A 23,322-nucleotide genomic window follows, 5' to 3' on the forward strand; every position below is an offset into this window, starting at 1 on the left:
GGCCCGGAACCGCAACGGGGCGCCCGGCTGCGGGGAGGGGGCAGAAGGGGGAGGCGCGTCAGGGGGACCGCGGCGTAGGATCGGGGGCACAGGCACCGACCCGGCCATCACCGGTGAGCCTCCGGAAGAACAGGGCCCGCGCCGACAGGAGCGGCCCCCAGTAGAACCGGACGGGAGCAGCCCGTCAGCGCTGCACGACGAGCGGTCGCAGCCCGGCACCACGGGAAGCGGCAAGCGGGGTGGTACCGCGGGGCCCGGCCAGCACGGCGGGCGTCGTCCTCGCACCGACCTGATCTGGTGGATCGCGGAAGGTGTGACGTGACCGAGCTCTCCGACCGGAAGTCCTACCCCCTGGCGTCGGCGCTGGGCCACGACGCCGGCGTGCCGGCCTCGCCGAGCTTCCCCGACCTCGAGGCCGCGGTCCTGGCGCACTGGGAGGCCGACGGCACCTTCGAGGCGTCGGTCGGCCAGCGCGAGGCCGGCGAGGAGGGCGCCAACGAGTACGTCTTCTACGACGGCCCGCCCTTCGCCAACGGCCTGCCGCACTACGGCCACCTGCTCACCGGGTACGTCAAGGACGTCGTGCCACGCTACCAGACCATGCTCGGCAGGCGCGTGGAGCGCCGCTTCGGGTGGGACTGCCACGGCCTGCCCGCCGAGGTCGAGGCCGAGCGCCAGCTGGGCATCCACCACAAGTCCGAGATCGAGGCGCTCGGCGTGGCGGCCTTCAACGACGCCTGCCGCACCTCGGTCCTGAAGTACACCGACGAGTGGCGCGACTACGTCACCCGCCAGGCCCGCTGGGTCGACTTCGACCACGACTACAAGACGCTCGACACCGACTACATGGAGTCGGTGATGTGGGCCTTCAAGACCCTGTGGGACAAGGGCCTGGTCTACGAGGGCTTCCGCGTGCTGGCGTACTGCTGGCGCTGCGAGACGCCGCTGTCCAACACCGAGACCCGCATGGACGACGTCTACCGCCAGCGGCAGGACCCGGCCGTCACCGTGGGCATGACCCTGACCAGCGGGGACTGGGCCGGCGCGAAGGCGCTCATCTGGACGACTACGCCGTGGACCCTGCCCTCCAACCTCGCCATGGCCGTCGGCCCCGAGGTCGAGTACGCCCTGGTGGAGCCCTCCGAGGGCGCGTTCGCCGGGCAGCGCCTCGTGCTGGCCGCCGCGCGGGTCGGCGCGTACGCCCGCGAGCTGGGCGAGGCGCCGGCGGTGCTGGCCACGAAGGTCGGCCGCGAGCTGCTCGGCACCACGTACACCCCGCCGTTCGGCTACTTCAGGGGCCGGGAGAACGCCCACCAGGTGCTGCTGGCCGACTACGTCACCACCGACGACGGCACGGGCGTGGTCCACATCGCCCCGGCCTTCGGCGAGGACGACAAGCTCGTCACCGACGACGCCGGCATCGAGGCCGTCGTGCCCGTGGACGGCCGCGGGGAGTTCGACGCGCGCGTGGCCGACTACGCCGGCCAGCACGTCTTCGACGCCAACGCCGCGATCATCAGGGACCTCAAGGCCGCCACCCGCGGCGAGGGCGCGGAGGTTGACGGCGGCCCGGTCACCCGCGGCACGGTGCTCGTCCGCCAGGAGACCTACGACCACCCCTACCCTCACTGCTGGCGCTGCGGCAACGCGCTCATCTACCGCGCCGTGAGCAGCTGGTTCGTGGCGGTCTCGCAGTTCCGCGACCGCATGGTCGAGCTCAACCAGCAGATCGACTGGGTGCCGGGCCACGTCAGGGACGGCTCCTTCGGCAAGTGGCTCGAGGGTGCGCGCGACTGGTCCATCAGCCGCAACCGCTTCTGGGGCAGCCCGATCCCGGTCTGGACCAGTGACGACCCGTCGTTCCCACGAGTCGACGTCTACGGCTCCCTGGCCGAGCTCGAGCGCGACTTCGGCGTGCAGGTGACCGACCTGCACCGCCCGTTCGTCGACGAGCTGACCCGCCCCAACCCGGACGACCCGCGCCCCGAGGGCGAGCGCAGCACCATGCGCCGCGTCCCCGAGGTGCTCGACTGCTGGTTCGAGTCGGGCTCGATGCCGTTCGCGCAGGTCCACTACCCGTTCGAGAACGCCGAGTGGTTCGAGGACCACTACCCGGGCGACTTCATCGTGGAGTACGTCGGCCAGACCCGCGGCTGGTTCTACACGCTGCACGTCCTGGCCACGGCCCTGTTCGACAGGCCCGCGTTCCGCACCGCGCTCGTGCACGGCATCGTGCTCGGCGACGACGGCCGCAAGATGTCCAAGTCGCTGCGCAACTACCCGGACGTCTCGGAGGTCTTCGCCCGCGACGGCGCCGACGCCATGCGCTGGTTCCTCATGTCCAGCCCGATCCTGCGCGGCGGCAACCTCGTCACCACCGAGGCCGGCATCCGCGACGGCGTGCGCCAGGTGCTGCTGCCGCTGTGGAGCACCTGGTACTTCCTGGCCCTCTACGCCGGCGCGCTGCGCCCCGAGGGCGCTCAGGACGACGACGGCGGGGGCGCCGGCCCCACCCCGGGCGTGGTGGGCCGCTGGCGCACCGACTCCCCCCACGAGCTGGACCGGTACGTCCTGGCCAGCCTGCGCGACCTCGTCACCCAGGTGCGCGGCCAGCTCGACGCCCTCGACGTCGCCGGGGCCTGCGAGAGCGTGCGCGTCTTCCTCGACCTGCTCACCAACTGGTACGTGCGCCGCTCGCGGGAGCGCTTCTGGGGCAACGGCCCGGACGCGGTCGACGCCGTCGACACCCTCCACACCGTGCTCGAGGTGCTCACCCGCGTGGTGGCGCCGCTGCTGCCGCTGACGGCGGAGGAGGTCTGGCGCGGCCTGACCGGCGGGCGCAGCGTGCACCTGGCCGACTACCCCGCGCCGGAGGACCTCCCGGCGGACCCCGACCTCGTCCAGGCCATGGACGCCGTCCGGGCCGCCTGCTCGGCGGCCCTCGGGCTGCGCAAGGCCGGTGGGCTGCGGGTGCGCCAGCCGCTGCCGCGCCTGACCGTCGCGGTCCCCGGCGGCGGGACCGAGGGGGCGCTGGCCTCGCTGGTGGGACTGGTCGCCGACGAGGTCAACGTCAAGGACGTCGTCCTGCTCGGCGCCGAGGACGCGGCCGCCGAGCGGTTCGGGGTCCGCCAGCAGCTCACCGTCAACGCGCGGGCGGCCGGGCCGCGCATCGGCCGGGAGGTCCAGGCCGCGATCCAGGCCGCGCGCTCCGGCGCGTTCGAGGTGCTCGCCGGCGCCGCCGACGACGGCGGGGACGTGGTCCGCGCCGGCGGGGTGGACCTGCTGCCGGGGGAGTACGAGCTGAGCACCGTGGTCGCCCAGGACGCCGAGGGGGCGGGCCAGCGCGCCACCGCCACGCTGCCCGGCGGCGGCTTCGTGGTCCTGGAGACCGCCGTGGACGACGAGCTGGCCGCCGAGGGCTGGGCCAACGACGTCGTCAGGCTCGTCCAGGACGCCCGCAAGACCGCGGGCCTGCACGTCTCCGACAGGATCTCCCTGGTGCTCGACGTGCCCGACGAGCGCGAGGCGTGGGCCCGCGCCCACGCCGACCGGATCGGCGAGCAGGTGCTGGCCACCACCGTCGAGGTGCGCCCGGGCTCGGACGACGTGCTGGTCGAGGTCACCAGGGCCGTCGGGAGCGCCCGGTGAGCCGCGTCGAGGGCGGCTCCCCCGAGCGCTCCGCGCAGCACGCCGAGGAGCGCCGAGCAGCGGCCGAGCGCCTGCGCGCGGTGCACGCCGAGCTCCTGGCCCGCACCCCCGAGGGCTCCGTCCAGCCGCGGCTGGAGCCGGTGCGGGAGGTGCTGGAGCTGCTGGGAGACCCCCAGCGCGCCTACCCGGTCATCCACCTGACGGGCACCAACGGCAAGACCTCGACCTCGCGGTTCGCCGAGCGGCTGCTGCGGGAGATGGGCCTGCGCACGGGACGGTTCACCAGCCCGCACCTGTCCAGCGTCACCGAGCGCATCAGCATCGACGGCGAGCCGGTCTCCGACGAGGTGTTCGTCGCCGCCCACGAGGACGTCGCGCCCTACCTCGCCATGGTCGACGGCCGGCTGCGCCAGGCGGGCCAGGTGCCGCTGACCTACTTCGAGGTGCTGGCCGTCCTGGCCTTCGCGGCCTTCGCCGACGCCCCTGTCGACGTCGCCGTGGTCGAGGTCGGGGTGGGTGGGGAGTGGGACGCCACCAACGCCGCCGACGCCACCGTGGCCGTCGTCACCCCGATCTCCCTGGACCACACCGACCTGCTCGGCGACACCGTGGAGGAGATCGCCGAGACCAAGGCCGGCATCTTCACGCCGGACTGCGCCGTGGTGCTGGCCCAGCAGCCCGTCGAGGCCGCGCAGGTGCTGCTGCGCCGCGCCGTCGAGGTGGGCGCCACCGTGGCCCGCGAGGGTCTGGAGTTCGGGGTGCGCTCGCGGGTGGTCGCCGTCGGCGGCCAGGTGCTCGAGCTGCAGGGCGTGGGCGGCACGGTCTACTCCGACGTGCTGCTCACCGCCTTCGGGGAGCACCAGGGCCACAACGCGGCCGTGGCCCTGGCCGCGGTGGAGGCCTTCCTCGGCGGCCAGGGGCTCGAGCCGGACCTGGTGCGCGCCGCCTTCGCCGACGTCACCACGCCGGGGCGCCTGGAGGTGGTGCGCCGCTCCCCGGTGGTGCTGGTCGACGCCGCGCACAACCCCGGCGGGGCGCAGTCGCTGGTGGCGGCGCTGGAGGACTCCTTCGAGTACACGCGGCTGGTGGGGGTGGTCGCCGTCCTGGACGGCAAGGACGCGCTCGGGATCCTCGAGGTGCTCGAGCCCGTCCTGGACGAGGTGGTCGTCACCCGGTCGAGCTCGGCGCGGGCGATGGAGGTCGACGACCTCGCCGACATCGCCCTGGACGTCTTCGGCGGGGACCTGGGGGAGCGGGTCCACGTGGCGGCGCGCCTCGACGAGGCCCTGCAGGTGGCCGTGGACAGGTCGGAGTCCGAGGCCCCCGGCGGCCTGGGCGCCGGGGTGCTCGTCACCGGGTCGATCACGCTGGTCGGCGACGCCCGCACGCTGCTGCGGGCCCCCGCCGCCCGCTGACCCGCGACGTAGGCTGCAGGCGTGTCCGACGGCCCCCCGCAGCAGGGCGAGCTGAGCGTGCCGCCCCCCACGATGACCGCGCGCCTGGCGTCCACCGTGCTGCTGCTGGAGGCCTTCGCGGTCTTCTTCGGCACCCTGGTCGCCTCGGTGCTGCTGCCCCCCGCCGGCGTGGGCCGGGGCCCGGTGTGGGGCCTGGGCCTGGCGCTGGCCCTGGTGTGCGTGCTGGCCAGCGGCACCGCACGCCGCCCCCGCGGCGTGGCACTGGGCACCGGGGTGCAGGTGCTCCTGGTGCTCAGCGGCGTCGTGGTCGCCCTCGTGGCCACCGAGGCGGGCCTGGCCGCGCTCGTGGTCGCCCTGGGCTTCGCGGCGCTGTGGTGGTGGCTGGTCTCCGTCGGGCGCCGCATCGACGCCGACCGGCGCCGCTGGGCGGCCCAGCTCGCGCAGCGCCGCCCCTGAGCGGCAGGCTCAGCGGCGCCACCGCGGCAGGTGGGCGCCGAGGTCGGCGAAGAGGTCCTCGTTGAGGCGGTACCCGAGCGCCGCCTCGGCGACCACCCTCCTCCGCTCCGGCTCGTCCCACGGCGCGGCGTCGAGCCGCGCCCGGTAGCCGTCCCGGTACCGCTTGGGCGATCCCACCGCGGGGAAGTGCCACGAGCGCAGCTGCTCCTCCGGCCAGTCGTACGCCCGCGCCAGCAGGCGGCGGACCACCTGCCCGCCGGACAGGTCGCCGAGGTAGCGCAGGTAGTGGTGGGCGACCAGGCCAGCGGGCCAGGCGGAGACCTCCCGCAGCCGCTCGGCGTAGCGCCGGGTGGCCGGGAGCGGCACGAGGTGCTCGCGCCAGTCCTCGCCGAGGTGCTCGCGCAGGTCGGCGGACACCGCAGGCAGGCGCCTCAGGTCGTCGTCGGCGAAGGAGGCGACGACGACGTCGTCGCGCAGCGCGTCGACAGCGGGCTCCAGCACGGCGTACAGCTGGTGCACCTGGGCCAGGAAGGTGGTCAGCGCCTGCGGTGCCAGCTGACCCGCCAGCAGCTCGTCCATGAAGGGGGAGCGCTCGGCGGAGCCGTGGGCCTGCGCCGTCTCCCGGCGCAGCCGCGCGGCGAAGCCCTCCGGCGCCCCTGCGCCCGCGTCGTCGTCCACGCCCCCATGGTCGCGCGGGTGGCGGCACCACCCGCTGGGGGGCAGCCGGATCGGCACCGCGGCGTCGCGCCGCTAGGGTCCGGGCCGTGACCACTGAGCGCAGCCTCGTCCTCGTCAAGCCCGACGGCGTCCGCCGCGGCCTCACCGGGACCGTGCTGGCCCGCATCGAGGCCAAGGGCTACCGGCTCGTCGCGCTGCAGCAGCGCCAGGCCACCGAGGCCGAGCTCGCCGCGCACTACGCCGAGCACGAGGGCAAGCCCTTCTACGGGCCGCTGCTGGAGTTCATGGCCTCGGGGCCGCTGGTGGCCGTGGTCGTCGAGGGCGAGCGCTGCATCGAGGGGTTCCGCTCCCTGGCGGGGGCGACCGACCCCACCACGGCCGCCCCGGGCACCATCCGCGGCGACCTCGGCCGCGACTGGGGCGCGAAGGTCCAGCAGAACCTCGTGCACGGGTCGGACTCCCCGGAGTCGGCGGCGCGCGAGATCGGCATCTGGTTCCCCTCGCTGTGAGCCCGGCGGCCCCACCGCCCGCGGTGGGGCCGCGCCCTCACGGGGACGCCGGCTGCTCCCGCACCTGGCGGGCGTAGACGACGACGTTGTCCGCGTAGTGCCCGGTGCCCTCGTCGAAGGCGCCGCCGCACGTGATGAGCCGCAGCTCGGGCCCGGCCACCGGCCCGTAGACGTCCTCGGTCGGGAAGGCGTCCTTGGCGACCCGCTGCACCGCCGTGACGACGAAGGCGGCGGTGCTGCCGTCAGCCCGCTCGACGTCGACCTGCGCGCCCACCTGCACCGAGGCCAGGCGCGCGAAGACGCCGGGCCCCGAGCGGGAGTCGACGTGACCGGCGATGACGGCCGGTCCGGTCTGCCCGGGCGCCACGCCCTGCGCGAACCAGCCCGCGAGCGCGGCGTCGGCGGGCACCTCCAGCGCGCCGTCGGGCGTGGTGCCCAGGCGCACCAGCGGCGAGGAGATCCCCGCCGAGGGGACCCGCACGGCCGTCGGGGGGACCTGCGGGGAGGCGGCGGGCGCCGGCAGGTCCGCCGGCGCCGGCAGCGGGGCCGCCGCCTGCGCCGGGACGCCCGCCGGGGCGTCGGCGGCGCCACCCGCCCCTGGCGGTGCCGGCTCCGCCGCGGTGACCAGGACGGGGCTGCCGGAGGACGGCGCGGCCTCCCACCGGGCGGGGGCGACGGCCGTGGTCGCCGCCGACCCGGCCACGACGAGCAGGCCCAGGCACACCGCGGCAGCGGCCGCGCGGCTGCCCGCCGAGGAGGACGCGCGCCGCGCCGCGCCGCGCAGCACGCGCTCCAGGGCCCCGGCGGGTCCGCGCTGGGCGGCTGCCGGTCCCGCAGCGTGGCGGGCCCGGTCCACGCGGGTCACCGGCCCGCGGGAGCCCCGCCACGGCGCCGCAGCAGCGCCAGCGCGCCGGCGAGCGCCCCTGCGGCGAGCGCGGTGCCCGCCGCTGCGGAGGCGACCCCGCCGCCCGTGCCACCACTGGCGCGCTCCGCCAGGAAGCCGCCGCCGGTGGCGGCGCCGCCCTGCGGGACCACGCCGGAGCCCGTCGCGTCGGTGACCGCCTCGAGCTGCAGCCCCGAGGCGCCGTCGGCCAGGACGAGGACGGTGTAGACGCTGCCGCCGGCCAGGTCGGTGGTCTCCTGCGCCCTGCGCTGCCCCGTGGCGGCCTCGAAGGTGACCTGGCCGGCCGGCACGTCGACGTACCCGGTCGGCTCGGAGAAGGGGGCCTGGGAGGCCACCGGGCGGCCGCCGGCGGTGACGTCGGTGGCCTGGCCGGGCTCCGCCGCGGGGAGCACGCGCACCCGTGCCGTGCCGGGGCCGGGAGCGGTGAGGTCGTCGCGGATGGCCGACAGGCGCGGTGCGGTGCTGTCTCCCAGGCCGGCGATCGTGTACGCGTCACCGGGCTGGGCCGTGAGGGTCTGGGTGAGCACGGGCGTCGTGCTCGGCGACGCGCCCACCGGGCGCACGGCCACCGCGTAGGAGCCCGCGGGCAGCGGCTCGTAGCCGGTGATGGCGCCGTAGCTCGCCTCCGGGGCCAGGGTCAGCTGCCGCGTGGAGCCGTCGAAGGCGGTGAGCGTGGCGGTCATCGTCACGCCCCCGAAGCCGGGGACCAGGTGGGCCACCCTGACGTAGGCGTCGCCCGGGGTGGTCGGCCCACCGGGGGCGCGGTCCGCCGAGACGGCTGCCGAGGCGGGGCCGAGGACGAGGGCCGCCAGCAGGACGCCGGTGGCGGCGGCCCTCCTCGACGCGCGGGGCGCTGAGCGCACGGGTGCTCCTTCCCAGCCGGAGGACGGCCACCGTCTGTTGCGGCGCAGTTGCTCACCGTTCCTTCCGGCCCGCCCCATCATCCATCCGGCGCAGTGCTGCCGCCACGTCGGTGCGCCTCCGCCCGGGCCGCGGCCGTCTCACGGCCCAGCGGGCGGCAGCACCAGGCGCAGCACCTCGGCAGGACCCTCGCGCTGCCGCTCGGCCGTCGCCCGGTAGGGCGGGTCCTGCGCGCTCAGCTGGCGCTCCAGCAGGACCAGCGCGTCGGGGTCGGCTCCCACGGCGCTGCCGCCCAGGCCGTCGAGCAGCACCGTGCGCACCGGCTCCGCCCCTCCGGCGGTGGCGGGCAGGTCCGCCACGGACAGCGGCTGCTGGGCCGCCAGCTGGACCAGCAGGGCGGCCACCCGCAGGTCCACCGGCTGCGAGCGCAGCGCCTCACGGGCCCGCGGGGAGAAGTCGAGCCGGGGGTTGCGGGCCAGCTCGGCCAGCGCCGCGGGGTCGGCGGCGGTCGCGGTGGCGCCCGGTGCGGACTGCTGCGCAGGGGTGCTCGGCCCGTCCCCGGCCGACAGCGGCACCACCGGCCGGCCGGGCGGGGCGGCGGAGGAGGTGGCCGCCGGCTCCGGCGCCGCGGCGCCGCCGGGAGCGCCCGTGGCGGCCGTGGCCCCGGTCTGGGGCGACCCCGCACCGCCGGCCGGTCGCAGCAGGAGAGCGGCGACCACGGCGGCCGCCGCCACCGCCAGGACCACGGGCAGCACCGCGCGCCGGCGCGCGCTCGCGGCCCGCTGCGCGCGGTGGCGCGCGTGCCGCGGCGCCGCGGACTGCACGTCGGTCCGGTGACCCCCGGGAACGGGCACCTCATGCCTCCGCAGGACGGGGTGGCGGGCGCCGGACATCATCGCGCAGTGACCGCCCGGTCGCACGGCGTGGTCAGGTCGCCGTCGCGGCCGCGCCGGGCCGGACCCCCGTGCCGCTGCCCGGGCGACGTGCGGGGCCGGGAGCCCCCCTCCGCGCTCCCGGACCCGCAGGTGGTTCGCAGCCGGCACCCCGCCGGATGGCTAGGCTGCCCGGGTGGCAGGCAGCGAGCCCGCGGGTGCGGCGCAGCGGGTGACGTACCTCCTGGTCGACGGCGAGAACATCGACGCCACCCTCGGGATGAGCGTGCTGGGCCGGCGCCCCGCCCCGGGGGAGCGACCCCGGTGGGACCGGGTGCGCGACTTCGCCGCCGAGGCCTGGGGCCAGCCGGTGCGCGCCCTGTTCTTCCTCAACGCCACCTCCGGCTCCATGCCCATGAGCTTCGTGCAGGCGCTGCTGGCCATGGACTACCGCCCGATCCCCCTGGCCGGGGGCCCGGGGGAGAAGGTGGTCGACCTCGGCATCCAGAAGACCCTGGACGCCATCGCCGAGCGCCCCGGCGACGTGCTGCTGGCCAGCCACGACGGCGACTTCACCGCCCACCTGCGCCGGGTGCTGGAGACCGAGGGCCGCCGCGTCGGCCTGCTCGGGTTCCGCGAGTTCGTCAGCTCGACCTTCGGCGACCTCCTGGGCCGCGGCCTGCAGGTCTTCGACCTCGAGGACCACGTCCACGCCTTCACCGAGGTGCTCCCGCGCGTCCGCGTGATCCCCCTGGCCGACTTCGACCCCGAGCGCTACCTCTGAGGCACCCGCCCACCCCCGCGCGGACGGGGCGGGGGGCGAGTGGGTTGGGCGGGCTGTGACAGACTGGCGGTGGACGGCCGGCACCTCACACCTGGCGGCGGTCCCGACGACGACCTCGCCGCTCGCGGCGGTGGCCCGACCTCGCGCCGCAGCCCCCCACCGGTGGCTCGCAGGCGCAGGGGAGCACCGCTCGAGGGACGCAGGGGCACCGGTCCCCCGGTGCCCTCCGGTCGCCGCCGACGCCGGGCAGGACCGCGCCGGGGCCACGAGCCCAGCGGCGCTCCTACCCGGCCACCCAAGACTTCCCCACCGCTCGCGGGCGGTGGGCCGAGCACCCGGGAGCCGGTGGTGTGGCCGGCACCCGGGGTGGACGGAGCTCCCGTGAGCACCAGCAACGACGTCGACGACGACGGCTCGACCGCCAGCGGCGGCCAGCGGCGGCGCCGCGGCCACCACCGCGCCGTGTCGCGCCCCGCGGGACCCCCCGCCCTCCACTTCCAGGCCGGCGAGCCCGGCGCGCAGCCGGCTCCTGCGCCCGAGCCCCCGCCGGAGGCGGCCCCCGCCGCCCGGCCCGCGGCCGGCAGCGCCCTGCCGCTCTTCCAGGCGGCCGCGGAGCCGGCCACCACCCGCTCCTCCCGGCGCCGCGGTGCGGACCCGGCCGACGGGTCCGGGACCGCGCCGTCCACCGGAGCGGCCACCTCGAGCGAGACGGCCCCCGAGGCGCCCGCCGCGGAGGCGCTCCCCGCCCCCTCGCCCTCCGCGGCAGCCGGCGCTGAGCCCGCGGGGCGCCGCCCGCGCCGGCGCCGCGCCGCCAGCCGCCCCGCCGGCCCGCCGGTGGAGGTCCCCGAGGCCCCGGCCGAGGCCGGTGCCCCCACCGCCGCCGAGCCCGCGGCACCCGAGGCGGACCTGCGCCGGGGGACGGCGGACGCCGGCGAGCCGGTCTCCACCCAGGTCGAGGCCGTCACCGCTGACGACGACCTCGACGCCAGCGCCCTGGACGGCGACGCCGCTGAGGCCGCTGAGGCCGCCGAGGACGGCGCCGAGGACGTGGCGCGCGGCGAGGTCGCCGACGACAGCGCCGACGAGGTCGCCGACGAGGTCGCCGACGAGGTCGCCGATGAGGTCGCCGACGACGAGTCGGGGGACGAGGCCGAGGACGGGTCCGAGGACGGCGCCGGGCGCCCGCGGCGCGGCCGCCGTCGCCGCGGGGGTCGCGGCCGCCGCCGGCGCACCGGTGAGGAGGCCGACGAGGCCGACGAGGCGGCCGAGGGCGCCGACCCGTCGGCGTCGTCCGCTGGTCCCGGTGACGCCGAGGACGCCCAGGACGCCGGAGGCAGCGCAGACGCGGACGACGCCGACGAGGCGGAGGACGCCGACGAGGCGGACGACGCGGAGGAGTCCGAGGACGGCGAGGCGGAGGGCTCCTCCACGTCCAGCCGCCGTCGTCGCCGTCGTCGTCGTCGCGGTGGGGGAGACGCCGAGGACGAGGCGGGCGAGGCCGAGGCCGCCCCCAGCGGCTCGACCAGCTCCCGCCGCTCGCGCTCGCGCCGTGCGCGCTCTGAGTCCTCCGACGGCGGTGACGTCACCGCCGTCAAGGGCTCGACGCGGCTGGAGGCCAAGCGCCAGCGGCGCCGGGACGGGCGCGACGGCGGCCGCCGTCCGCGCGTGCTGTCCGAGGCGGAGTTCCTCGCCCGGCGCGAGAGCGTCGAGCGGACGATGGTCGTGCGCTCGCGCGGCGGGCGCTCCCAGGTCGCCGTCCTCGAGGACGGCGTGCTGGTCGAGCACTACTCGGCGCGCAAGCAGCAGACCTCGATGATCGGCAACGTCCACCTGGGCCGCGTGCAGAACGTGCTGCCGAGCATGGAGGCCGCCTTCGTCGACATCGGCCGCGGTCGCAACGCCGTGCTGTACGCCGGCGAGGTCGACTGGGAGGCCGCGGGCCTGTCCGGCCAGGCCAAGAAGATCGAGTCCGCCCTCAAGTCCGGCGACCCGGTGCTCGTGCAGGTCACCAAGGACCCGATCGGCCACAAGGGCGCCCGCCTCACCAGCCAGGTCTCCCTGCCGGGTCGCTACCTCGTGTACGTGCCCGGCGGCAGCATGACCGGCATCTCGCGCAAGCTGCCCGACACCGAGCGCTCGCGCCTGAAGTCCATCCTCAAGGAGGTCGTCCCCGAGGACGCCGGCGTCATCGTGCGCACGGCGGCCGAGGGCGCCAGCGAGTCCGAGCTGCGCCTGGACGTCGAGCGCCTCACCGCCCAGTGGGAGGAGATCTCCGCCCGGGCCAAGCAGGTGACGCCCCCGACGCTCCTGCACGGCGAGCCCGACCTCGTCATCAAGGTGGTGCGCGACGTCTTCAACGAGGACTTCGCCCACCTCGTGGTCGAGGGCGAGGAGGCGTGGAGCTCGATCAAGCCCTACGTCGACTCCGTGGCCCCCGACCTCGCCGAGCGCGTCACGCGCTGGGACGCCGAGGGCACCGAGGGCAGCGCGTTCGCCCACCACCGCGTCGACGAGCAGATCGCCAAGGCCCTCGAGCGCAAGGTGTGGCTGCCCTCCGGCGGCTCCCTGGTCATCGACAGGACCGAGGCGATGACGGTCGTCGACGTCAACACCGGGCGCTTCACCGGCTCCGGAGGCAACCTCGAGGAGACGGTCACCCGCAACAACCTCGAGGCGGCCGAGGAGATCGTGCGCCAGCTGCGGCTGCGCGACATCGGCGGCATCGTCGTCGTCGACTTCATCGACATGGTGCTGGAGTCCAACCGCGACCTGGTGCTCCGGCGGCTCGTCGAGTGCCTGGGCCGCGACAGGTCCAAGCACCAGGTGGCCGAGGTGACCTCCCTCGGCCTGGTCCAGATGACGCGCAAGCGGGTGGGCCAGGGCCTGCTGGAGACCTTCAGCGAGCCGTGCGAGCACTGCGCCGGCCGCGGGGTGGTCGTCCACGCCGAGCTCACCCAGCACAGCGGCCACAGCGGCTCGGCGGGCTCGGGCCACCCACCCGTGCCGGCACCGCCGCGCGGCCGCTCGGAGCAGCGCGGCGACCGCCAGGAGCGCCAGGACCGTCCGGAGCGCCAGGACCGTCCGGACCGTCCGGAGCGCCAGGACCGTCCGGACCGCCAGGAGCGCCAGGACCGCGCCGAGCGCGGTCCCCGTGAGGAGCGGACCGACCGCGCCGCGGAGCAGGGCCGCGCCGACCGCCACGAGGGCGCCGAGCGCGGCGACGAGGCGCGCAGCCGCGAGGAGGCCGCGCGCGACGCGGTGCGCGAGGCGATGAACGGCATCGCCCTGGCCACGCTGCGCCCGGCGACGCCGCCCCCGTCCGTGCAGCAGGCGCCCTCGCTGGAGGCCGCCGCGCTGCTCGCGGCCCTCGGCGGTGCCGAGCCGGCCGAGCAGCCGGACGAGCAGCCGGCCGGGGAGGTGCCCGAGGCCGACCCGGACCAGCCCGCAGCCGCCGCCGACGTCGCGGTGACCGAGGTGACCGAGGTGACCGAGGTGGCGGTCACCGAGGTGACCGGGGTGACCGAGGTGGCGGTGACCGAGGTGACCGAGGTCGCTGCCGTCGCGCTGCCCGCGTCCCTGTCGGACGACCCGGCAGGACTGCCCGGCGACCAGCTCGGCGACCAGCTCGGCGACCTGGCCGGGGTTCCGTCGGACGACCCGGCGGACGCGGCCGGTGACGACGGCGCCCAGGACGGCGGAGCGGACGACGCGGACGGCCGCGGCTGACGCCGCGCCAGCCGCTTTGACGCTCGGCCCGCGCCATCCGTATCCTGGTGCGTCGGTGCGCCCCCGGTGCGCCGGTGCGCGCCCGCGGCGCGCACCCGCCGGGAGCACCACCAGAGCCGCCTCCGCCGGTCACCGGCCGGTGCCAGCGGCGCGCCGAGGACCAGCACCACCGCAGACAGTCCAGCAGTTCCAGCAGAGAGTGAGCGACACGTGTACGCCATCGTCCGCGCCGGCGGCCGCCAGGAGAAGGTCGCCGTCGGCGACGTGCTCGTCGTCGACCGGGTGGCGGGGGAGACCGGCTCGTCCGTCTCGCTGACGCCGCTCCTGCTGGTCGACGGCGAGACCGTCACCAGCGCCGCCGACGCCCTGGCCAAGACGACCGTCACCGCCGAGGTGATCCGGGCCGAGCGCGGCCCGAAGATCGTCATCCAGAAGTACAAGAACAAGACGGGCTACAAGAAGCGCCAGGGCCACCGCCAGGAGCTGACCCGCCTGCGCATCACGGCCATCGGCTGACGCCGACGCGCCACCGAGCACAGACCGAGCACAGGAGAGCACTGAGATGGCACACAAGAAGGGCGCCAGCTCCAGCCGCAACGGCCGCGACTCGAACGCCCAGCGCCTCGGCGTGAAGCGCTTCGGCGGCCAGGTCGTCGGCGCCGGCGAGATCATCGTCCGCCAGCGCGGCACCCACTTCCACCCGGGCGACAACGTCGGCCGCGGCGGTGACGACACGCTGTTCGCCACGGCCGCCGGCGCGGTGCAGTTCGGCACGCGCGGCGGCCGCCGCGTCGTGGCCGTGGTGCCCGTGGCCGTGGAGGCCTGAGCTCAGCGCGAGCTGTCTGGCCGGCGCGTCTGACGCGGCGGCCCACCGAGGGGGTGGCCGGAGACCGGCCGCCCCCTCGCTGCGTCCCGGGTCCGGGAGCAGCCCCAGCAGCACGACCGAAGGAGAGGTGCCCCCGTGGCGACGTTCGTCGACCGCGTCGTGGTGCACGTGGCAGCCGGCAGCGGCGGCAACGGGTGCGCATCGGTGCACCGCGAGAAGTTCAAGCCGCTCGGCGGCCCCGACGGCGGCAACGGCGGGCGCGGGGGTGACGTCGTGCTGGAGGTCGACACCTCCACCACCACGCTGCTCGACTACCACCACGCCCCCCACCGCCGCGCCACCAGCGGCAAGCAGGGCTCGGGCGGCCACCGCAACGGCGGTGACGGTGAGGACCTCGTCCTGAGGGTGCCTGAGGGCACGACCGTCCGCAGCGCCGACGGCGCCCTGCTCGCCGACCTCGTCGGCCACGGCACCCGCTTCGTCGTGGCCGCCGGCGGGCGCGGCGGCCTGGGCAACGCCGCGCTGGCCAGCCCGCGCCGCAAGGCCCCCGGCTTCGCCCTGCTCGGGGAGCCCGGGGAGTCCGACGACGTCGTCCTGGAGCTGCGCAGCCTCGCCGACGTGGCCTTCATCGGCTACCCCAGCGCCGGCAAGTCCAGCCTGGTCGGCGCGCTCTCGGCCGCCAAGCCGAAGATCGCCGACTACCCCTTCACCACGCTCGTGCCCAACCTCGGGGTGGTGACCGCGGGGGACGAGCGCTTCACCGTGGCCGACGTGCCCGGACTCATCCCGGGCGCGAGCCAGGGCAAGGGCCTCGGCCTGGAGTTCCTGCGCCACGTCGAGCGGTGCGCGGCCCTGGTCCACGTGCTCGACTGCGCCACCCTCGAGCCCGGCCGCGACCCCATCACCGACTTCGACGTCATCGAGGCGGAGCTGGCGGCCTACCCGATCGCCCCCGACGCCACCGGCCCCGCGTCGGTCCCGCTGCCCGACCGCCCGCGCCTCGTGGTGCTGCACAAGGTGGACGTGCCCGAGGCCAAGGAGCTGGCCGAGCTGGTGCGCCCCGAGCTGGAGTCGAGGGGCCTGTCCGTGCTGGAGGTGTCCTCCGCGAGCCACGAGGGGCTGCGCCAGCTGTCCTTCGCCATGGCGGCGCTGGTCCGGCGGGCCCGCGAGGAGGCCCCCGAGGCTCCGGTGGCCCGCACGATCATCCGACCGCGCGCCGTCGACGACGCGGGCTTCACCGTGCGCCGCGAGGGCGCTCCCGGCTACGCCGACGCCCAGGACGACGTGGTGTTCCGCATCCGCGGGGCCAAGCCCGAGCGCTGGGTGCGCCAGACCGACTTCGCCAACGACGAGGCCGTGGGCTACCTCGCCGACCGCCTCGCCCGGCTGGGCGTGGAGGAGGAGCTCCTCAAGGCCGGTGCCGTCGCGGGCTCCACCGTGGTCATCGGCCCGGGCGACGACGCGGTGGTCTTCGACTGGGAGCCCACCCTGGTCGGCAGCGACATGGCGGTCGGCCCCCGGGGCACGGACCTGCGGCTCGAGGGCTCCGGGCGCGCCAGCCGGGAGGAGAAGCGCGAGCTGTACGAGGAGCGCCGCTCCGCCAAGCGCGAGGCCCGCGAGGAGCTGGCCGAGGAGCGCCGCGCCGGCATCTGGACCGACGCCGGGGACGAGGGGTGAGCACAGCCCGCCGCGACGGCCACGACGGCCACGACGGGCACGACGGTCACGGCGTCCGGGGAGCCGGCCCGCGGCTGGCCGACAGGTCGGCGCTGGCGGGGGCCGGCCGCGTCGTCGTCAAGGTGGGCTCCTCGTCCCTGACCCAGCCCAGCGGGGGCATCGACGACGCCCGTCTCATCGCGCTGGTCAACGCCCTGGTCGAGCGGGTGCAGGCGGGCACCCAGGTGGTGCTGGTCTCCTCCGGCGCCATCGCCGCGGGGCTCGGCCCGCTGGGGCTCGCCCGGCGCCCGCGCGACCTGGCCACCCAGCAGGCGGCGGCCAGCGTCGGCCAGGGACTGCTGGTCGCGCGCTACACCTCCGCGGCCGCCGCCCACGGCCTGACCGTCGGCCAGGTGCTGCTCACCGCCGACGACGTCGTGCGCCGCACCCAGTACCGCAACGCGCAGCGGGCGCTGGAGCGGCTGCTGGGGATGGGCGTGCTGCCGGTGGTCAACGAGAACGACACCGTGGCCACCGCGGAGATCCGCTTCGGGGACAACGACAGGCTCGCCGCGCTGGTCGCGCACCTGGTGCACGCCGACGCCCTGGTGCTCCTGTCCGACGTCGACGCCCTCTACGACGGCCCGCCCGACCGCCCCGGCGCCCGGCGCGTGCCCGTGGTGTCCTCCCCGGCGGACCTGGACGCCGTCGTGGTCGGGGGCAGCAGCAGCGGCGTCGGCACCGGGGGCATGACCACCAAGCTCGACGCCGCCGCCATCGCCACCGGCGCGGGCATCGCGACGGTCCTGGCTGCTGCGGCGCAGGCCGGGGAGGCGCTGGACGGGCAGGACGTCGGCACCTGGTTCGCCCCCACGGGAGCGCGCCCGCGCACCCGGATGCTGTGGCTGGCCCACGCCGCGCACCCCCAGGGGCGCCTGGTGCTGGACGCCGGGGCGGTGGCCGCGCTGGTCCGGCGGGGCGCCTCGCTGCTGCCCGCCGGCGTGGTGGCGGCCGAGGGGTCCTTCGAGGCCGGCGACCCCGTGGACCTGTGCGACCAAAGCGGCCACGCCGTGGCGCGCGGGCTGGTCAACTACTCGTCGGTGGAGGTGCCCGACCTGCTCGGGCGCTCGACCCGGGAGCGGCTCGACGCCCTCGGGCCTGGGTACGACCGCGTGCTGGTGCACCGCGACGACCTGGTGCTGCTGCCGCGCCGGCGGCAGGGTGGGGCTGAGCAGCCCCGGACGACTATTGTCAGGACCTGAGAACGGAGACACCCCCGTGGACGACGCCCCCCGCCAGCCGCCGCCACCACGGCTGGTGCTCGCGCCCGAGGCGGGGACCGGCGGCGACGCCCCCCTGCCGGGGCTCGAGCGGCTGCCCGGAGGCGGCCGGCAGGCGGCGCAGGCGCCGGGCCAGACCTCGCTGTGGCACGTCAGCGTGACCTTCGCCGGCCCGCGGGTGCCGCGCCAGCAGCTGCACGCGGCACTGGTGCGCCTCGTGGAGGCCCAGCCGTTCCCGGCCACCGTGCGCTACAACGACGAGCGCGCCGAGATCAGCTACTGGGACGAGGCCGAGGACGTCGACGACGCCGCCGCCCTGGGCCTGCGGATGTGGGCCGAGCACCGCCGCACCGCCGACCTGCCGGGCTGGCGGGCCGTGGGCATCGAGGTGGTCGACCGCGAGACGCTGCGCGCCCGCGGCGACCGGACGCCGCCGCCCGCGGCCCTGGGCGACGTCCGGCCCTGGTGACCTGGCAGACTGGGGCGTCGGACCCGACCGCCGCACCCGCTGACAGCGCGGGTGCCCGTGCACTCCTGGAGGCGCTGTGCTCGTCGCCCTGACCCTGGTCATGAGCGCCACCGGCGCCAACGAGCCCGCGGAGCACACGGGGATCCCGCCGCTGGTGTGGGGCCTGATGGCCTTCGCGACCTTCCTGCTGCTGCTGGCGATCCTCTGGGCGTTCCGCAGCGTCGGCAACCGCCACTGAGCGCCCCGGCCGGCTCACCCGCCCCCGCGCCGGAGCGCGCCCTGGCCAGGTCCCGGGTCGGGGTGATGGGCGGCACCTTCGACCCCATCCACAACGGCCACCTCGTGGCCGCCAGCGAGGTCGCCGCGCGCTTCGACCTCGACGAGGTCGTCTTCGTGCCCACCGGAGAGCCGTGGCAGAAGTCGTCGCGGGCCGTCTCACCCGCTGAGCACCGCTACCTCATGACGGTCATCGCCACCGCCTCCAACCCGCGCTTCACCACCAGCCGCGTGGACGTCGACAGGCCCGGGCCCACCTACACCGTCGACACGCTCTCGGACCTGCGCGCCCAGCGCCCCGACGCCGAGCTGTACTTCATCACCGGCGCCGACGCCCTGGCGCAGATGCTGACGTGGAAGGACGCCGCGCGCCTGGCCGAGCTGGCCAGCCTCGTCGGCGTCACCCGCCCCGGCCACGAGCTGGCGGTGCCCGCCTCGGGGTCCCTGCCGGCGGGAGCGGTGCACCTGCTGGAGGTGCCCGCGCTGGCCATCTCCTCCACGGACTGCCGCGAGCGCGTCCAGCAGGGCCTGCCGGTCTGGTACCTCGTGCCCGACGGCGTGGTGCAGCACATCGCCAAGCACGGCCTCTACCGCGGCTGAGCCCGCTGCCGGGCTCAGCCGGCGGGCTCGGCAGCGGGGCGGCTGCGCGGCAGCCCCGGTCGCGGTCAGGCCGCGGTGCTGGCCAGGCGGGCGCGGCGCAGGAGGACGACGCCCACCGCGCACCAGGGGAGCACCCCGACCGCCGTCAGGGCGCCGTGGAGCAGGGGGTTGAACGGCACCGCCGCGAGCAGCGGGACCGTGAGCACGGGCACCGCGGCCCACCACCAGCGCAGCACCCCCGCGCGGACCAGGCCCACGAGCACCGCGAGGTTCCCCAGCACCGCGAAGGCCTGCAGGATGCCGGCGTAGGCGAAGAAGGGGCTGGCGAAGGTGGCGTCGTAGACGCTGACGGCCTGCTCGGCGGGCACCTGCAGCGCGAGCTGCAGCCCGATGAAGTCGAACATCACCCACCCCGAGAGCACCAGCGCCCCGAGGGCGCTGAGCAGGGCGCCCGCGGTGGCCAGCAGCGCGCCGCGGCGCACCCGGGGCAGCGCGGGGACGGCCAGCAGGCCGAGGGCGGTGCCCAGGTTGCCGAAGTGCAGCAGCGCGGCGGACACCTGCGTCTGCACCGGTGCGGCGGCGAAGCCGGCCAGGTAGTCGGCCGTGCTCTCGCTGGCCTGCGGCGGGGAGGTGACCATGCCGGCGGTGAAGAGCACCGCACCGGTGAGCAGGGCGCCGCCGGCCAGGGCGGTCAGGGGAGGCCGCCAGGGCTGCGCCCCGCGGGCGGCGCGGGCGGCCCGGGCGGCCCGCGGTGCGGCGACGGGCGCGTCTCCGGGGGTGCTGCTGTGGGTGCTGCTGGTCGTGGTCACGGTGTCCTCCAGGAGTGCGCTGCTGCCCCGGGACCTCCCCGGGGTGGTGCCACGAGGCTGCTCGCCGACCGCCCGCTGCGGCGTCCGCCGCGGCGCACCGACCCGCCTCCGCCGCACGGGGGAGGTGGGGAGCCGGGAGGGCCCCTCGTGCGGCGGACGCCTCGACCACCGCGAGCGCCCTACCGTCGGCGCGTGGCACTCCTGGACGCCGCCGCGCTGCGGCGAGGCCCCGCACCCCGCTCCGCCCCGTCGGGCCGCGCGCCGCGGGTGCGGGCGCTGGTCTGGCCGGTGGCCGGGGCGGCCCTCGCGGTGCTCGCGGTCCTGGAGGCCGCCCTCAACGACGCGCCGGCCGACCGGGCCGCGCTGAACACCGCCCCGGGGGTCGTGGCCGGCCTGGCCCTCGCCGCTACCGGGCGCTGGCCCCTGGCAGGCGCCGCGGCGGCGCTGCTCACGCTCACCGCGAGCGCGCTGGCCGGCGTCCCCGGCGCCGGAGGGGCCCAGCTCGTCTCGATGCTGCTGGGCGTCGGGGTGGCAGCCTCCCGCTCGGCGCGCTGGCGGCGCGACGCCGCCGTGCTCGCCGCGGCGCTGCTGGCCGGGTGCGCGGCCTTCGCCGTGGTCGGGGGCAGCCGCACGGGGCTGTGGGAGTCCTCCTTCACCTGCGCCGCCGCGGTGGCGGCCTGGTCGGTGGGACGCCTGGTCCACCGCGAGCGGGAGACCGCTGAGCGGCTGCGCCGCACCGCCGCCGAGCTGGAGGCCTCCCGCGCCGCCGCCGCCCAGGCGGCCGTGGTGGCCGAGCGCGCGCGGATGGCCCGCGAGGTGCACGACTCGGTGGCGCACTCGGTGAGCGTCATGGTGCTGCAGATGGGGGGCCTGCGGCGCCTGCTGCCCCACGAGCCGCGCGCCCAGGAGGTGCTCGCGGGACTGGAGCAGCTGGGCCGCGAGGCCGTGGACGAGATGCGGCGGGTCGTGGGCGTCCTGCGCCGCGCGGAGGACACCGGCGCCCCTCCCGACGGCCTGGACCGCCTCGAGGAGGTCGTCGCCGGCGTGCGCGCCGGTGGGGTCGCGGTCGCCCTGTCGAGCAGCGGCCGGGCGCTCCCGCTCGCGCCGCAGGTCGCGCAGTGCGCGGTCCGGGTGGTGCAGGAGGCGCTGTCCAACGCCGTCCGCCACGCGCCCGGCGCGGCCGTCCAGGTCGACGTGCGGTGGGGGGAGGACAGCCTCACCGCCGCGGTCACCGACCACGGCCGGGCCGGACCCGGCGGCCCGGCGCCCGCGGGCGCCGGTCCCGCTGCCACCGCGGGGGGCAGCGGGCTGCGCCACATGCGCGAGCGCGTGGGGGAGGTGGGCGGCTCGCTGGCGACCGGGCCGCTGCCGGGCGGCGGCTGGTGCGTGCGGGTGGAGCTGCCCGTGCTCGCCGGGGCCGCCGGGGCCGCCGGGGCCGCCGGGGCCGCCGGGGCACCGGCGTGAGCGTCCGCGTGGTGCTGGTCGACGACCAGGCGATGGTGCGCGCGGGCCTGCAGATGGTGCTCGCCGCAGAGGACGACGTCGAGGTCGTGGGGGAGGCCGCCGACGGCGCCGCCGGCGTGCGCGAGGTGGCCCGCACGCGCCCCGACGTCGTCCTCATGGACCTGCGGATGCCGGTCATGGGAGGCCTGGAGGCCGCGCGCAGGGTGCTGGCCCAGCCCGACCCGCCGCGGGTGGTGGTGCTGACCACCTTCGACGACGACGAGGACGTGGCGGCGGCCCTGCGCGCCGGCGTCAGCGGCTTCCTGCTCAAGACCGCGCCCGCGGAGGACCTGGTGGCGGCGGTGCGCACCGTCGCCGCGGGCGCCGGGCTGCTCGACCCGGCCGTCACGCTGCGCGTCATCGCCTCCTTCGCGGCGGCCCCGGTGCCCGACGGGCGGGCCTCGGCGCAGCTGGCGGAGCTGACCGCCCGGGAGACCGACGTCCTGCGGCTGCTGGCGCGGGGCCTGTCCAACGCCGAGGCCGCCGAGCAGCTGCACCTGGGGGAGGCGACGGTGAAGACGCACGTGTCGCGGGTGCTGCTGAAGCTCGGGCTGCGCGACCGGGTGCAGGCGGTGGCCTTCGCCTACGAGAGCGGCCTGGTGGTGCCCGGGCGCCCCTGAGGCGGCGGTTCGGGCGCAGGCGCCCGTCCGTGCCATCCTGGGAGGGTGACCGCCACCCCCCGAGCCGTGGAGCTGGCCGTCGCGGCCGCGCGCGCGGCCTCCGAGAAGGGCGCCACCGAGGTGCTCGCCCTGGACGTCAGCGAGCAGCTGGTGATCACGGACGTGTTCGTCCTGGCCGCCGCCGCCAACGACCGGCAGGTGCGCGCCGTCGTCGACGCCGTCGAGGACGCGCTGCACCAGCTCGGCGCCGACGTCGTGCGCCGCGAGGGCATGAACGAGGCGCGCTGGGTGCTGCTGGACTTCTCCGACGTCGTCGTCCACGTCCAGCTCGCCGAGGACCGCCAGTACTACGCCCTGGAGCGGCTGTGGAAGGACGGTCCGGCCATCGAGCTGCCGGAGGACGTCACCGGCCCCCGCAGCGCCCTCGACAGCGGAGCGGCGGGGCTCGCGCGGTGAGCGCGGCCGGCGCTGGTGCCACGCGGCTCGTGCTCTGGCGGCACGGGCGCACGACCTCCAACGCCGAGGGCCGCTTCCAGGGCCAGCTCGACGTGCCCCTCGACGAGGTGGGGCACGCCCAGGCCCGCGCAGCCGCCGCGCAGATCGCCGCGCTGCAGCCCGACCGCCTGGTCAGCTCCGACCTCGTCCGCGCCCGCGCCACCGCGGCGCACCTGGAGGCGCTGACCGACCTGCGCGCCGTGGAAGACCCGGCGCTGCGCGAGCTGCACGCCGGCGCCTGGCAGGGGCTGTTGCACCGCCAGATCGAGGACCACTGGCCCGACGGCCACCGGGCCTGGCGCTCGGGCGAGGACGTGCGCATCGGCGGCGGGGAGAAGCGCAGCGAGCTGGGCGCCCGGGTGGCCGCCAGCCTGGAGCGCCACGCCGCCCAGACCCGCGACGGGGGGCTGCTCGTGGCGGCCTCGCACAGCGGAGCGCTGCGCGCCGGCGTGCTCGCGCTGCTCGGGCTCCCGCCGGAGGCGTGGGCGAGCCTGGCCTCGATCGGCAACGGCCGCTGGGCCGTGGTCGAGCGGCGGGGGGAGCGCTGGGTGCTGCGCGGCTACGACCTCGGCCCGCGCGGGGTGGGCGAGGAGCTGGAGGGGCGCACGGGCGCCGACGGCGCCCGTGGCCTGTCCTCGGTCCAGCGGTCGGCGGGCGCCGTCGTCTGAGCGGCGGGACCGCGCCGCCCGCGACACCCCGCGCGACACCCCGCGCGGCACCCCCGTCCAGGGCCCGTGGCGGAGGCGCTACAGTGGTCCCCACGTCCTGAGCGGCGGACCTCCTCGCGGGGTCCGGGCGAGGGTCCGGGGCTGTGGCGCAGCTGGTAGCGCACCTCCATGGCATGGAGGGGGTCAGGGGTTCGAATCCCCTCAGCTCCACCGAGGACGGGGGGGGGGGGGGGGCGCCCCCGGGGGGGCGCGGCGCCCGCGCCCCCG

Annotated in this window: 22 protein-coding genes and 1 tRNA gene; 18 read left to right on the forward strand and 5 right to left on the reverse strand. The window is 77.0% G+C overall.

The features are described 5' to 3' along the window. Positions 1-318 precede the first annotated feature (318 nt). From ileS to ACUN9U_RS16260, 3 genes are read left to right on the forward strand one after another with little or no spacing between them, the layout of a single operon-like run. On the forward strand, positions 319-3,648 hold the full coding sequence (ileS, locus tag ACUN9U_RS16250) for an isoleucine--tRNA ligase (protein WP_445486060.1): 3,330 nt from the start codon (positions 319-321) through the stop codon (positions 3,646-3,648). Continuing rightward, the gene (locus ACUN9U_RS16255) at positions 3,645-5,063 is read left to right on the forward strand and encodes a bifunctional folylpolyglutamate synthase/dihydrofolate synthase (RefSeq protein WP_445486061.1); all 1,419 of its coding nucleotides are present in this window, start codon (positions 3,645-3,647) and stop codon (positions 5,061-5,063) included. Before ileS ends, ACUN9U_RS16255 begins: the two co-directional genes overlap by 4 nt. Positions 5,064-5,084: 21 nt before the next feature. Continuing rightward, on the forward strand, positions 5,085-5,519 hold the full coding sequence (locus ACUN9U_RS16260; protein WP_445486062.1) for a DUF4233 domain-containing protein: 435 nt from the start codon (positions 5,085-5,087) through the stop codon (positions 5,517-5,519). A gap of 9 nt (positions 5,520-5,528) precedes the next feature. Here the strand turns inward: ACUN9U_RS16260 and ACUN9U_RS16265 are convergent, their stop codons facing one another. Further along, the gene (locus tag ACUN9U_RS16265; protein ID WP_445486063.1) at positions 5,529-6,197 is read right to left on the reverse strand and encodes a biliverdin-producing heme oxygenase; all 669 of its coding nucleotides are present in this window, start codon (positions 6,195-6,197) and stop codon (positions 5,529-5,531) included. Positions 6,198-6,283: 86 nt separating this feature from the next. Between ACUN9U_RS16265 and ndk the strand changes: the two genes are divergently transcribed. Next, entirely contained in the window at positions 6,284-6,706 is a 423-nt protein-coding gene (gene ndk / locus ACUN9U_RS16270; RefSeq protein ID WP_445486064.1) for a nucleoside-diphosphate kinase, read from the forward strand. A 37-nt stretch (positions 6,707-6,743) separates the two neighbouring features. On the opposite strand, the gene ACUN9U_RS16275 is transcribed toward ndk, so the two are convergent. From ACUN9U_RS16275 to ACUN9U_RS16285, 3 genes are all read right to left on the reverse strand, one after another. After that, positions 6,744-7,571 (reverse strand): class F sortase, encoded by an 828-nt coding sequence (locus ACUN9U_RS16275; protein ID WP_445486065.1) that lies wholly within the window; start codon positions 7,569-7,571, stop codon positions 6,744-6,746. Beyond that, positions 7,568-8,473, reverse strand: coding sequence for a DUF4397 domain-containing protein (locus ACUN9U_RS16280; RefSeq protein ID WP_445486066.1), 906 nt, complete (start codon positions 8,471-8,473; stop codon positions 7,568-7,570). The genes ACUN9U_RS16275 and ACUN9U_RS16280 overlap by 4 nt, the downstream gene beginning before the upstream one ends. Positions 8,474-8,611: 138 nt before the next feature. Further along, complete coding sequence (locus ACUN9U_RS16285) at positions 8,612-9,325, reverse strand: hypothetical protein (protein ID WP_445486067.1); 714 nt, start codon at positions 9,323-9,325, stop codon at positions 8,612-8,614. A gap of 214 nt (positions 9,326-9,539) precedes the next feature. Between ACUN9U_RS16285 and ACUN9U_RS16290 the strand changes: the two genes are divergently transcribed. The 9 genes from ACUN9U_RS16290 to nadD all read left to right on the forward strand — a co-directional run bounded on the left by ACUN9U_RS16290 (position 9,540) and on the right by nadD (position 18,960). Then, positions 9,540-10,127 carry an NYN domain-containing protein gene (locus tag ACUN9U_RS16290; protein WP_445486068.1) on the forward strand — a complete coding sequence of 196 codons (588 nt, stop codon included), beginning with the start codon at positions 9,540-9,542 and terminating at the stop codon, positions 10,125-10,127. A 381-nt stretch (positions 10,128-10,508) separates the two neighbouring features. Continuing rightward, on the forward strand, positions 10,509-13,853 hold the full coding sequence (locus tag ACUN9U_RS16295) for an Rne/Rng family ribonuclease (RefSeq protein ID WP_445486069.1): 3,345 nt from the start codon (positions 10,509-10,511) through the stop codon (positions 13,851-13,853). A 210-nt stretch (positions 13,854-14,063) separates the two neighbouring features. After that, a complete protein-coding gene (gene rplU / locus ACUN9U_RS16300) occupies positions 14,064-14,369 on the forward strand; it encodes a 50S ribosomal protein L21 (RefSeq protein ID WP_147925533.1) in 306 nt (101 codons plus the stop codon). 46 nt (positions 14,370-14,415) lie between these two features. Further along, positions 14,416-14,679 carry a 50S ribosomal protein L27 gene (rpmA, locus tag ACUN9U_RS16305; protein ID WP_109773974.1) on the forward strand — a complete coding sequence of 88 codons (264 nt, stop codon included), beginning with the start codon at positions 14,416-14,418 and terminating at the stop codon, positions 14,677-14,679. Between the two features lie 135 nt (positions 14,680-14,814). Beyond that, a complete protein-coding gene (gene obgE, locus ACUN9U_RS16310) occupies positions 14,815-16,356 on the forward strand; it encodes a GTPase ObgE (RefSeq protein WP_445486070.1) in 1,542 nt (513 codons plus the stop codon). 74 nt (positions 16,357-16,430) lie between these two features. Then, on the forward strand, positions 16,431-17,597 hold the full coding sequence (gene proB / locus ACUN9U_RS16315) for a glutamate 5-kinase (RefSeq protein ID WP_445486079.1): 1,167 nt from the start codon (positions 16,431-16,433) through the stop codon (positions 17,595-17,597). Positions 17,598-17,613: 16 nt separating this feature from the next. Then, entirely contained in the window at positions 17,614-18,084 is a 471-nt protein-coding gene (locus ACUN9U_RS16320; RefSeq protein WP_445486071.1) for a hypothetical protein, read from the forward strand. Between the two features lie 76 nt (positions 18,085-18,160). Beyond that, a complete protein-coding gene (locus ACUN9U_RS16325; protein WP_445486072.1) occupies positions 18,161-18,322 on the forward strand; it encodes a hypothetical protein in 162 nt (53 codons plus the stop codon). Then, on the forward strand, positions 18,289-18,960 hold the full coding sequence (gene nadD, locus ACUN9U_RS16330) for a nicotinate-nucleotide adenylyltransferase (protein ID WP_445486080.1): 672 nt from the start codon (positions 18,289-18,291) through the stop codon (positions 18,958-18,960). The genes ACUN9U_RS16325 and nadD overlap by 34 nt, the downstream gene beginning before the upstream one ends. A 65-nt stretch (positions 18,961-19,025) precedes the next feature. Here nadD and ACUN9U_RS16335 read toward each other — a convergent pair whose 3' ends face one another. Then, the gene (locus tag ACUN9U_RS16335) at positions 19,026-19,769 is read right to left on the reverse strand and encodes a hypothetical protein (RefSeq protein ID WP_445486073.1); all 744 of its coding nucleotides are present in this window, start codon (positions 19,767-19,769) and stop codon (positions 19,026-19,028) included. 192 nt (positions 19,770-19,961) lie between these two features. On the opposite strand from ACUN9U_RS16335, the gene ACUN9U_RS16340 reads away from it, so the two are divergent. The 5 genes from ACUN9U_RS16340 to ACUN9U_RS16360 all read left to right on the forward strand — a co-directional run bounded on the left by ACUN9U_RS16340 (position 19,962) and on the right by ACUN9U_RS16360 (position 23,265). Then, positions 19,962-21,233 carry a sensor histidine kinase gene (locus ACUN9U_RS16340; RefSeq protein WP_445486074.1) on the forward strand — a complete coding sequence of 424 codons (1,272 nt, stop codon included), beginning with the start codon at positions 19,962-19,964 and terminating at the stop codon, positions 21,231-21,233. Beyond that, entirely contained in the window at positions 21,230-21,892 is a 663-nt protein-coding gene (locus tag ACUN9U_RS16345) for a response regulator (protein ID WP_445486075.1), read from the forward strand. Before ACUN9U_RS16340 ends, ACUN9U_RS16345 begins: the two co-directional genes overlap by 4 nt. A 45-nt stretch (positions 21,893-21,937) precedes the next feature. Continuing rightward, positions 21,938-22,348, forward strand: coding sequence for a ribosome silencing factor (gene rsfS / locus ACUN9U_RS16350; protein ID WP_445486076.1), 411 nt, complete (start codon positions 21,938-21,940; stop codon positions 22,346-22,348). Beyond that, on the forward strand, positions 22,345-23,055 hold the full coding sequence (locus ACUN9U_RS16355; RefSeq protein ID WP_445486077.1) for a histidine phosphatase family protein: 711 nt from the start codon (positions 22,345-22,347) through the stop codon (positions 23,053-23,055). Before rsfS ends, ACUN9U_RS16355 begins: the two co-directional genes overlap by 4 nt. A gap of 137 nt (positions 23,056-23,192) precedes the next feature. After that, positions 23,193-23,265, forward strand: a tRNA-Ala gene (locus tag ACUN9U_RS16360). The last annotated feature ends 57 nt before the right edge of the window (positions 23,266-23,322 follow it).

This window comes from Quadrisphaera sp. KR29 (assembly GCF_052644995.1).

Bases quoted from the DNA above. Each gene is read 5' to 3' on its own strand.
- rpmA (WP_109773974.1), top strand. From the start codon at position 14,416: ATGGCACACAAGAAGGGCGCCAGCTCCAGCCGCAACGGCCGCGACTCG.